Source organism: candidate division WOR-3 bacterium (assembly GCA_039803925.1).
Lineage (GTDB): Bacteria > Hydrothermota > Hydrothermia > Hydrothermales > JAJRUZ01 > JBCNVI01.
In genome coordinates, this window is the sequence record JBDRZL010000029.1 from 1 (window position 1) to 11,124 (window position 11,124).

The following is an 11,124-nucleotide window of genomic DNA, read 5'->3' on the forward strand; positions in this document are numbered from 1 at the left end:
ATAAATTTTTAAGACTTCTCAAAACCTCATTTAAACTCGGGGCTTTAAACCATTCCCTTCCTGTTATTTCATTTGCAAAAGCTCTATAAATATCCTCTATTACTTTTTTTAATTCCTTAGGTAAACTTGGAGGAAAAACTTTTACAAAATTTTTCCATTTTATACTATCAATTTTTTTCGCTTTTTCCACTTCTTCAAACCATTCCGTTTTTCTGTAATAGATCCTTGCAATCTCTTTACTCACATGAATTCCCTCATAAGTAAACCTACATTCATCAAGTGTTCCTATTGCATCTACCACTATAATTTCCCTTTCTTCATTAAAACCAAACTCAAATTTCCCATCTTCATTAAAAAGATCCATTTTTTTAACTTCTTCTGAAATCAGGTTATTTATAAAAAGTGTTTTTTCCTTTATTTCCTCCATTTCCCTATCACTTAAACTTGCTATTTCCTTTGCTTCCTCAAAACCTATATATCTATCAGTTTCCTCAAGTTTTGTTGAAAAATCAATAAAAGGCTTTTCTAACCTTTCTCCTGGCTTTGGCATCCTATTTAAACCAATATCTAAAGGCTTTAATTTCCCCTCTTTTAATCTTTTAAAAACTGATGAGCCCTCTGGAAGTGAATTTCTGTAAATAACTTCAAGGGGAATCAAAAAGTTAAATCTCTCCTTTTTATAAATAGAATAATCATATTTTCCTTCTTTTATTTCAGGTTTTAAAACTCTTAAAAGTTTTATTTCCATTACATTTGAGGGTTTTTTCAAATCTTTCAGTTTTTTAACTTTCCCATCTTCTAAAAGCCCGAGATAATGGGTTTTTATACCAAGATTTTCAAGTTTTTCAAAAAAATAACTTGATACAATACATAAAGCCTTACCTTTATCCTCTATATGATCAGGCATTTCCCCCCAGTCAAAAACAGAATACCTATCTGAAAATATAAATCTACCTAATCCTGGTTCTCTTTCATATGGGGTTTTTATAACATAAAGGTCCTTTACACTACCCAATTTTTAACTCCCTGTCAGAATTCTCAATTTCATTTTTAATTTTTTCCTGGTATTCTTTGATTTTTTTTTCAAGATTTTTATCCTTTAAAGCAAGTATTTTTAAAGCAGAAAGTGCAGCTCCTTCAGGTTCTAATACTGTAAGTGGTGCAACACCAGAAGGCATTCTCAAAGTGGAAAAAATATCAAAGCCGCTATATTTTTCACTGTATGGGGGACAAGCTATACAGGGTTTTGTTGTATTTGCATCAACGAATCCACTTAAAGCATTACTTTTCCCAGCAACAGTTATGAAAATAGCATCTTCATTTTCATATTCTTTCAAAATTTCAAGGACTTTTAAAGGTGTTTTATGGGCAGAGGCAATCCTTAAAACACATTCCACTTCAAACTCTTTCAATTTTTCAGCGATCTTTTTTGAATGTTCAAGGTCTTGCTTTGAACCCATAATTATAACCACTTTCATTTTTTCTCCTTTTTAAAAAATAATTATAAAAGAACTTGAGAAAAATCTTAAAATTCTTTTAATATTTAAGTCTAAATTTTAATGAATAAACAATCTGTGATTATATTCAGAGGAATACCAAGATCAGGAAAAACAAGTTTAGCAAAAAAACTTTTTGAAAATTTAAAAGAAAAGGGATTTATATTACTTCAATACGATGAAATTTTTAAAATAAAAAAAGTATTTGAAAAGAAAAAAATGAGATTTTCAATATTTTATAACATTACAAAGGAACTTATAAAAGAAGGATATTCCTTAATTCTTGACTACTCTTTTACCTCAAAAAAGGAAATATCAAAAGTAATTAAATTTCTTAAAAGGAGAAAAATATTTTTCAGGATTTATCTTTTAAACCCACCCTTTGAAATTATACTTGAAAGGGATAAAAATTTTTTAGAACCAAAGGGGAAAGAAAAACTTTTTAAATTTTATAATAAATTGATGAAAAACTTTGAACCCTATTCCCTTGTTTTAGATACTGGGAAATTAAAAGAAGAGGAGACTTTAAATATTATAATAGAAGACCTTAAAAAAAATGATCTTCTTTAAGGCTCACCCTGATTCAAAACCAAAGGATGGAATTGTATCAAAATACATAAATAGATACTTCTCTTCACTTTTTACAAAAATAATTATTAAAAAAAATATACATCCAAATAAGATAACCCTTATATTTTTAATACTCTTTTCTTTTTTTCTTATTTTATCAGGAATTTTAAGAAGTATTTTTTTAACAGGTTTTTTCTATCAATTAGCTTCAATTTGTGATGGAATTGATGGAGAAATTGCAAGAAAGAAAAATCTTCAATCTGAGGGTGGAGCGCTTCTTGATACTGTAAGTGACTACATAGTTGATTCAATTGCCGCTTTTTCACTTTGTTATTCTCTTTCAAAATACAATTTCAATAATTTTTTAATTTTATTTATCACATCCTTTACAATAATGACAAGACTTATAACACAGTTTATTGTAAAAAACACAAAAGGTTTTAAAAGACATATTTTAAGAGACACAAGGGATTTGATTGTTTTTATTATCTTTATCTTTTCAATTTTAACAGAAATTTTCAAAAATCCTTATATAATGTTTTATGGATTAATTTTTATCAATATATGGAGATGGGATAACGGTATTTATAGATTATACAGTTTTATTAAAAAAAATTCTTAAAGTATTTTAACCCAGATTTCCTTTGCCTCACCTATTTTATAAAAATCCTTGATTTCTGCCTCTTTTTTAAAACCCATTTTCTCATAAAACCTTCTTGCCCTTTTATGCTTTTCCTGTGTCTCAAGAACTATCATTCTTATTTTTCTTCTATTAACCTCATTTAAAAATTCTTGAAATAAAATCTCTGCTATACCCTGACCGTAAAACTCAGGGTCAACAACAATCCATAAAAGCTCCATTACAGAATCAGCAAGAAAATTCTCTGAAAAAAGAATAAATCCAAGTAAATTCCCATTTTCAAAAATTCCTATTCCCTCGTATTCCCCCCTTTCAATTCCATCAAAAACACATAAACAGGTCTTTATGTCCTTTTCATTGAAATCAGGAGTTCTATTTAATATATCAAGAAGAGAAGACCTTACCTCTTTTGAGAGTTTTGTTACTTTTAATTCAAGAGTTTTCATAATTTTCTTCTCTCACAAGCTCTTTCTATTAATCTTTCTATAAAATGAGAATATGAAATTCCTCTAAATTCAAGGGCTTTATAAAAGCCAGAATCCCTTGAAATATCAGGATTGGGATTTGCTTCAATAAAATAAATTTCGCCTTTAAAATCCATTCTTAAGTCTATCCTACCGTAGTCCCTCATTTCAAGTATATTAAAAATTTTTAAGGATATATTTTCAATTTCTTTTTCCTTTTTTTTATCAATTTCAGCTGGATAAATAACAGGGGTCAAGGCATAGTCTTTGCTTTTTTTATCCCATTTTGAACTGTAGGTTAAAATTCTTGGCTCTGTTTTAAAGATAACCTCACCTATTCCTATTACCTTATCATCAAAAATTGAAACATTAAATTCCCTTCCATCAATATATTCTTCAGCAAAAAATAAAACATTATATTTTTCAAGTTCTTTAATCCTTTTTTTATAATCTTTTTCATTAAAAATTAAATTTTTCTTTTCAATAAGAAAACTTGAATCACTTTTTCTTGGTTTTAAAATAAGAGGAAAAAAAATTTCATCTTCCTCTCCTACCACAAAAAATTTAGGAGTTTTAATTCCATAATTTTTTACTAAAATTTTTGCCTTTATTTTATCAAGACATAAAGAAAAGGATTCAGGAGGAGAACCGGTATAAGGAATTTCCAAGGTTTCAAGAATACCTGCTACCCAGCTTTCACCTTCAGGTTTTCCTTCAAAATCTTCACACAAATTAATAACAACATCAAAACCTTTCTTTTTTAAAATGTCTATCCAATCAAGTTTTCTATCAACAGGTAATAAAAAAACTTCGCAGGAAAGGTTTAAAAGTGTATCTTTAACAAGGCTAACCTCATCCATAACAGAAGCTCTATCAGGTAAATCTGACTCCTTAGGCTCGTTGTAAAGAATACAGATTTTTTTATTTTTTAATACCATATCTCTCAAAGGCACTCTCTAAAATCTTTTCTATGATCTCTCTATAGCTTAAACCCATTTTATAAGCCATAATCGGAAAATCACTTGTTTCAGGATTAAGACCAGGAAGCGGGTTTATTTCAAGAAAATAGGGGTTAAAATTTTCGTCAAGCCTGAAATCAAACCTTGAAAAATCTCTTAAATCAAGGGCTTTAAAAAGTTTTAAAACATACCTCTTTATTTCCCTTTTCTTTTCTTCCGGTATTTCAGGTGGAACAATATATTCAACCTCCTCCTTATAATTTCTCTTAACTTCAAGGGAATAGAGAAAATCTTCTTCCTTTAATCTTTTTGGTCTTATCTCCATCAATCCAAAGAATTTAATTTTTTCATTTCCAATTATACCTACGGTTACTTCTTTTCCTGGCACAAATTTTTCAACAAGCACTGGTTCCCTATATTTCTCCAGAAGTTCTTTTGCTTTTTCTTTTAATTCATCGATACTATATACCTTTGAGGAAAGTCTTAATCCTATGCTTGAACCCTCATTTTTTAATTTCAAAATACAGGGAAAATCTTTAAATTTAAAATTTTTAAGTTCCTTTAAACTTTTAATAACCTTAAAACTCGGTGTTCTCACACCTATGGATTTAGCAAATCTCTTACATAGCTCCTTGTCTAAGGTAATACTTAAAGCAAGGGGGTCAGAACCTGAATAAGGGATATTAAGCATTTCACATACTGATGGAACATGTCCTTCCCTTGATCTTGTTCCAAACCCTTCAGCAATATTAAAGATAAAATCAACCTTTTCCTTTAAAATTTTCTCTATAAAATCTTTACCACTACCCAAAAGTATAGTTTCAAAACCAAAACTTTCTATCGTTTTTTTAAGAGAATTAACAGTTATTTCTGAATCAAACTCCTCAAATATATCCTCGGGCAAATGAGCAGGTACTTCTTTAGGTTTTAAATCATAGGCTATTCCAATTTTCATAGAAAAATTTTAACTTAATTTTTAATTAAACTATTTTCTGCTTCTTCTTCTTTCTATTCGATAAGTTTTTTCAGGAATTAAGTATTCCTTTTCACCCTTTAAAAGACCAAAGATACCCTCTTTATTTATACCTTTTTGCCTTCCTTCTCTTTTAGATCCATTCCAGGTATAGGATATTATCATACCTTCATAGTTTCTGAGAACAATCCTGTCCTCTGACATTGAGATAACATAATTTGGCATAACAGGAATTTTACCACCTCCATGGGGTGCATCAACAACATAAGTGGGAATAGCAAGTCCTGAAATATGCCCCCTTAAACCTTCAATTATCTCTATTCCTTTATAAACAGATGTTCTGAAGTGAGAAACCCCTTTTGTAGGGTCACAGTGGAATAAATAATAGGGTCTTACCTTTATCCTTAAAAGAGCTTTTAAAAGTTCTCTCATTGTTTCCACATTATCATTTATTCCCTTTAATAAAACAGACTGGTTATTAACAGGTATTCCACACTTTAATAAATTTAAAACTGCCTTTTTAGAAAGTTCGGTTATTTCTTTTGGATGGTTAAAATGGGTATTCAGCCATAGAAAATCATATTGGGATAAAAGATTTAATAGCTCTGGATCAAACAGTCTCATAGGAAGAGTCACAGGAACTCTTGAACCAAGTCTTACTACCTGTATAGAAGGAATAGTTTTTAGTCCGTCAAGTATAAATTTAAGTTTCAGAATTGGCAGGGTTAGAGGATCTCCACCTGAAAGAATTATATCGTTTATTTCAGGATGTTCTCTTAAATAGTTCAAAACCTTATCAAATTCCTGATAAACTTTAACAGTTCCGCCTTTACCGAGCAATCTTTTTCTTGTGCAGTGCCTGCAATAAGTTGTGCAGAAATTTGTTGTAATAAGTAAAGCTCTATCAGGATATCTGTGAATTAAACCAGGGGCAGCCTCATCCTCCTCCTCTTCAAGAGGGTCCCTAACACCTTTTTCATCATGTAATTCATCAATTGTAGGGATTGCCTGCTTTCTTATTGGATCATTAGGATCCTCCGGATCTATAAGGGAAAGATAGTAAGGAGATATGAGTATTGTATATTTTCTTGCAACAAGTCTTATATCTCTTTTTTCCTTTTCAGTTAAAAAGGGAAAAGCTTCAAATAATTGTTCAGGAGTTCTGATTAAATTTCTGATCTGCCATTTATAGTCATAGAAAAGTTCAGGTGGAACATCTTGATAAAATGGCAATTTTTGCCAGAAGTATTTTTCTTCCTTTTTGAGAAGGACAGGCGAGGGGGGAGGCTCGTCCCCCCTTAAAGTATCCTTGTTTTTATCTTCTTTTATTATTTCCATTTTTATCCTTTTAAAGTTTTATTTTACTTAACAAAATTTTCAGTTAATAATAATAAAACAAAAAAAAACAATTTGTCAAGAGTTTGTGGAAAACTTTTTCAAAAATAAATTAAAATTCAATATGTCCTTTGAAAAAGAAATAGGTGAAAAAATAAGAAAAATAAGAAAAAGTGAGGGTTTAACTTTAAAGGAACTTTCCCTGAGATCAGGTTTAACAAAGTCAGCCCTTTCCCAGATTGAAAGGGGCAAAATAACTCCATCAATTTCAACTTTTAAATCAATTCTTGATGCCCTTGGTCTTTCCTTCTCTGAATTTTTTGAAAAAGAGGAAAAGGGAGTATTTTTTAAATTTGGAAAATTTGATTATAAATATATTGAGAAGGCAAATATAAATCTTACCCTTTTAACGCCTTTCGGGAGAAACAAATCCTTTGACATTTTAAAAGTTGAGATTCCTCCCTTTACATCCACAAGGGTAGAATCACCGCATCAAGGAGAAGAGGGGGGTTTTGTTCTAAAGGGAGCTGTTTATTTTCAGTTTGGAAAAAAGAAAATTAAAGTGGAAAGGGGTGAAAGTTATTTTTTTTATCCTGATAAAATTCATTTTTTTGAAAACAGATCTAAAAACAAATCCGCTATCATAATACACATAGTTTCACCTCCTAATATTGACATATTTTAATACTTTTATTTACCTTGTCAAAAACTTTGTTAAAAGATATTTTATTATGTAAAAAATTGCTCTTTTTGTTGGCATAATTTTACCTATAAAAAATTTGGGAAGATAAAGGGCAAGAAAAAATCTAAAAATTGAAGAAAGAAGAAAAGATACCTTTATTCCGGTTTCTTCCCTGTTAAAGGACATAACAAAAATTCCACCGAGATTGTTTCCTATAAAGCTTCCTATACCACCTGTTGTCAGGAAAATCACTTGGTATAGGGGATTTTTTATTAACATTAAATTTATATATGAATGAGCAAGGTTTATTCCTGCCCATCCAAAGGTGCTTAAAAAACCATCTAAATAAATAAAATACCACATCCAAGGGGGTCTTATAATCCAGATTATAGGAATTATTGTTATAAAAAAAAGATTTATCTTTAAAGTTGTTCTCGGTGAAATCTTATCAACAAATTTTCCCCAAAATGGTTGAAAGATTGAGCTACCTAAACCCATTGATACAGTCCATAGTGCTATCTCTAAATTTGTAAGTTTCATATACTTTACAGCATAGTATCCAAACATTGGGGCTGTTATATTTATAAGAAGATTAAAAATAAAAATATAAGAAATAAATTTAACAAATTCTCTGTCCCTAATAATTTCATTTAAATATTTCCCTACACTGAATTTTTCTTCTATTTTTATCTCCTCCTGAAAGAAATAAAGAATAAGAGAAACAATAGATAGGAAAAATAAAATAACAAAAAGAACTTTGAAACCTATTCTTTCAAAGAGTATACCCACTACAAAAAAGGAAAAGGTTTGGGCAAGTGTTATAACTCCCAGCCTCATTCCGAGGTATTCCCCTCTTCCTGAATCAAGAGCCTTTAAAATATTTGAAAACCAGAAACTCCAGGCAGTGGCGGATACATTTAAAAATATTCCTGATAAAAGAATTATGATAAAAAGAATTTTAACCTTCCAGAAAATCTCAAAAAAGAATAAAATCCATATTCCCCTTGAAATGAATCCTGTTAATCCTGCTATTGTCATCGGTCTTCTCAAAAGAAAGAGAAAAAATACAGAAAAAAAGGAAAAAACAAATGAGATATTAAAAAGGGAACTCATAAAGGCAACATCATGGGCATAAGCTCCTATCTTAACAGCAAAGGCAGTTATATAAACTCCATTGGATATGCCTGCATGAATACCTGAAACAATTCCTTCAAGAAGGGAAATATTTAAATTTTTTCTTATATTCATTAAAAAATATAAAAGTATAAATTTAATACAAAAAAATATTGAATTTCAAAGGAATAAATTCTTTTTCTTAGATACTTGAATTTTTTAATAGCATAAATTATAATAAGAAATCCTAACTAAAGGAGGTAAAAATGAAACCAACAGACATTTTAAAAAGTGAACACAGATTGATTGAAAGAATGCTTAATGTTCTTGAAAAGTTTTGTGAGAAACTAAATGAAAAGGAATTTAATAAAATTGATGCTGAAAAAATGATTGATTTCTTTAAAAACTTTGCTGATAAATGTCATCATGGTAAGGAAGAGGATATGTTATTTCCTGAAATGGAAGGAGCAGGTATTCCGAGGGAAGGAGGTCCTATTGGTGTTATGCTTTTTGAACATATAGAGGGGAGAAACTTCATAAAGGGAATGGATTCTGCAATAAAAGAAGGTAATTTTCAAAAATTTAAGGAAAAGGCAATTTCTTATATAGAGCTTTTAAGGAATCATATTTTTAAAGAGGATAATATCCTTTTTAATATGGCAGATATTCATATTGATAAAAAAACTCAGGAGGAACTTTTAGAAAAATTTGAAAAATTTGAAAAGGAAGTTATTGGAGAAGGGGTTCATGAAAAATATCAAAAGCTCATCCATGAAATGGAAAAAAATTATAAATAGGACCTTTCCTAAAAAGCACGGAGCCTGGTCAATATTTTTTATATCAATATTTACAGGAACCTCATGTTCAAAGAATTTTAAACTTTTACCTTTTCTTTTACTTTTTCTTTCAAGTTTTTTTGCTTTTCTAATGCGGGAAAACATAAGTTTATTTTTAAAATTAAGAAAAGGGGATGAAAGAAGAAAGGAAATTTTTGAGATTTCTTTTATTTATTTAATAATAACTCTTTTAACCTTTTTGTATCTTTTAATTATTTATAAATACTACTTATTAATTTTTATAGGTTTACTTGCCCTACTCATTACCCTTTTAAGTTTTTATTTTTCAATTAATCGTCAGGAATTGTCAGTGCCTTCTGAGATTTTGGGAATATTAGGGCTTAGTCTTCTTTTACCTTCTTTTTATTACATTTCAAAGGGAGTTATTGATAGAGATGGAATACTCCTATTTATATTTACCTTTCTCTTTTTTACTGGGAGTGTTTTTCATGTCAGGTATCTTGTTAGGAATAAAAACATATTATCAGAGAAATTTTCAGTAAGATTAAAAGCAGGGAAAGTTTCTCTTTTATATCATACTTTATTTCTTTTATTTTCCCTTTATCTTTCATATAGAGGTTTTCTTCCTTCTTTAATTTTTATTTCAGTGTTGCCGACTTTTTTTAAATCATATTTTTTTGTGTTGAGAAAATTTGATAGGCCCCTTTCTTTAAAGAGAATAGGAATAGCTGAACTTATATTATCAATAATTTTTGCCATATTTATCATTTTTGCTTATTTGAGAGATAATAGGAAATTAATATAACTTTATACTTTTTTAACCCACACTTCTCTTTTCCATTTTTTGTATTTTAAAGGATTTTGGTCTCTTTATTAAAGTAACATCGCCATAGCATTCTTTAAATTGTTTTCCACATTTTTTTATTTTTTAGATTTTTCAAATTCATCTCTATAAATACAAAGAATATCTTCAATTTTTATTGGGCTAAGGTCCTTAAGTTCTTTTGGTAATTCATTAATTTGTAATGCTTTTTTCCCTTTTATATTAAGACCTAAATTTTTGGCTCCTGTCGTTGTGCCAGCATGCAGATATACTTTATCAGGATAAATTCCTAAATTTGCACCTATTCTTTTAGCAGTGTCATAAACATAAAGATCATTAATGCCTTTTATGTCTTTTGTTATTTCCTCAATAATATTATATAATTCGTCAAAGTTATGTGCTTTTTTTATTATATTTTTTTATTTTTTAATCTTTCGGTTGCCTTTTTAAGAGCCTCTTTTTTTAATCGCCTTTGGTGAAAAAATCTTTTATTATCCTGATCTTCAGCCATTCCTGCCTTTTCAATGGTTTCTTCAAAGGATAAATTTTTAAAAAAATTAATCTCTTCTTCTAATCTTTTCCATCCGTTTTTTTTATAGTGGCGTATTATACTTTTCCAATTTATTGCCTTCGTATTTCACCTTCTTTGTGATTATAAATATTATAAAATAAGGAATGATCACCATATTTTTCAAACAATTTTTATATAATATATCATTGAAATTTTTCTCCTTCATTTCCTATTTATGGTTTCTCAGATTTCGATTATGTAATTACTGTAAATCATAATTAAAAAATTTTCTATCATACTTTTAATATTAACCAAAAATTAGGTTTCAATCCCTCATAGGTAGGCTCAAAACGAAATAGATATATACTTAAATGAAGACCTAATAATTAAGTTTCAATCCCTCATAGGTAGGCTCAAAACTTTTCTGCCGATAATGAGGTTTTAGTAATTAATATGAAGTTTCAATCCCTCATAGGTAGGCTCAAAACTTTAGAAGGTTTTGGTGATGGTGAATTATTGTTAGAAAGTTTCAATCCCTCATAGGTAGGCTCAAAACACTGAACCCCCAGATATAAGATTTCACAAGAAAGTTTCGTTTCAATCCCTCATAGGTAGGCTCAAAACATCTGATAAAAACTCCAATTATTGGTGAGTTTGATTTGTTTCAATCCCTCATAGGTAGGCTCAAAACAGAGATGTTGTAAAAGTTTTACCAAAATATTTAATGTTTCAATCCCTCATAGGTAGGCTCAAAACAGAGA

General features: G+C 29.2%; 12 protein-coding genes and 1 CRISPR repeat array. Of the genes, 5 read left to right on the forward strand and 7 right to left on the reverse strand.

Annotated features, from left to right (window positions below):
- Both purC and purE read right to left on the reverse strand, forming a co-directional pair.
- Positions 1-1,015, reverse strand: a 1,015-nt coding sequence (gene purC / locus ABIN17_08880; protein MEO0285166.1) for a phosphoribosylaminoimidazolesuccinocarboxamide synthase, incomplete at its 3' end; no start/stop codon positions are given.
- A complete protein-coding gene (gene purE / locus ABIN17_08885) occupies positions 1,008-1,478 on the reverse strand; it encodes a 5-(carboxyamino)imidazole ribonucleotide mutase (GenBank protein MEO0285167.1) in 471 nt (156 codons plus the stop codon). The genes purC and purE, both read right to left, overlap by 8 nt.
- 81 nt (positions 1,479-1,559) lie before the next feature.
- Between purE and ABIN17_08890 the strand changes: the two genes are divergently transcribed.
- Positions 1,560-2,066, forward strand: a complete 507-nt coding sequence (locus ABIN17_08890) for an AAA family ATPase (GenBank protein MEO0285168.1) — start codon at positions 1,560-1,562, stop codon at positions 2,064-2,066.
- Positions 2,053-2,688: a CDP-alcohol phosphatidyltransferase family protein gene (locus ABIN17_08895; protein MEO0285169.1), complete on the forward strand. Its 636-nt coding sequence runs from the start codon at positions 2,053-2,055 to the stop codon at positions 2,686-2,688. The genes ABIN17_08890 and ABIN17_08895 overlap by 14 nt, the downstream gene beginning before the upstream one ends.
- Here the strand turns inward: ABIN17_08895 and ABIN17_08900 are convergent.
- The 4 genes from ABIN17_08900 to ABIN17_08915 are packed head-to-tail and all read right to left on the reverse strand — an operon-like array spanning position 2,685 to position 6,440.
- A complete protein-coding gene (locus ABIN17_08900; GenBank protein ID MEO0285170.1) occupies positions 2,685-3,152 on the reverse strand; it encodes a GNAT family N-acetyltransferase in 468 nt (155 codons plus the stop codon). The two genes, ABIN17_08895 and ABIN17_08900, sit on opposite strands and share 4 nt — an antisense overlap.
- Entirely contained in the window at positions 3,149-4,108 is a 960-nt protein-coding gene (locus tag ABIN17_08905) for an ATP-grasp domain-containing protein (protein MEO0285171.1), read from the reverse strand. Before ABIN17_08905 ends, ABIN17_08900 begins: the two co-directional genes overlap by 4 nt.
- Positions 4,092-5,084 (reverse strand): D-alanine--D-alanine ligase, encoded by a 993-nt coding sequence (locus ABIN17_08910; protein MEO0285172.1) that lies wholly within the window; start codon positions 5,082-5,084, stop codon positions 4,092-4,094. The genes ABIN17_08905 and ABIN17_08910 overlap by 17 nt, the downstream gene beginning before the upstream one ends.
- Before the next feature lie 30 nt (positions 5,085-5,114).
- The gene (locus ABIN17_08915) at positions 5,115-6,440 is read right to left on the reverse strand and encodes a KamA family radical SAM protein (protein ID MEO0285173.1); all 1,326 of its coding nucleotides are present in this window, start codon (positions 6,438-6,440) and stop codon (positions 5,115-5,117) included.
- A 121-nt stretch (positions 6,441-6,561) separates the two neighbouring features.
- On the opposite strand from ABIN17_08915, the gene ABIN17_08920 reads away from it, so the two are divergent.
- Positions 6,562-7,122: a helix-turn-helix domain-containing protein gene (locus tag ABIN17_08920; protein MEO0285174.1), complete on the forward strand. Its 561-nt coding sequence runs from the start codon at positions 6,562-6,564 to the stop codon at positions 7,120-7,122.
- A gap of 9 nt (positions 7,123-7,131) precedes the next feature.
- Here ABIN17_08920 and ABIN17_08925 read toward each other — a convergent pair whose 3' ends face one another.
- Entirely contained in the window at positions 7,132-8,367 is a 1,236-nt protein-coding gene (locus tag ABIN17_08925; GenBank protein MEO0285175.1) for an MFS transporter, read from the reverse strand.
- Positions 8,368-8,498: 131 nt separating this feature from the next.
- On the opposite strand from ABIN17_08925, the gene ABIN17_08930 reads away from it, so the two are divergent.
- Both ABIN17_08930 and ABIN17_08935 read left to right on the forward strand, forming a co-directional pair.
- Entirely contained in the window at positions 8,499-9,029 is a 531-nt protein-coding gene (locus ABIN17_08930; protein MEO0285176.1) for a hemerythrin domain-containing protein, read from the forward strand.
- Entirely contained in the window at positions 8,980-9,834 is an 855-nt protein-coding gene (locus ABIN17_08935) for a YwiC-like family protein (protein ID MEO0285177.1), read from the forward strand. The genes ABIN17_08930 and ABIN17_08935 overlap by 50 nt, the downstream gene beginning before the upstream one ends.
- An 851-nt stretch (positions 9,835-10,685) precedes the next feature.
- Positions 10,686-11,119: direct repeats of the CRISPR family, unit length 30 nt; unit sequence GTTTCAATCCCTCATAGGTAGGCTCAAAAC.
- Positions 11,120-11,124: the final 5 nt, after the last annotated feature.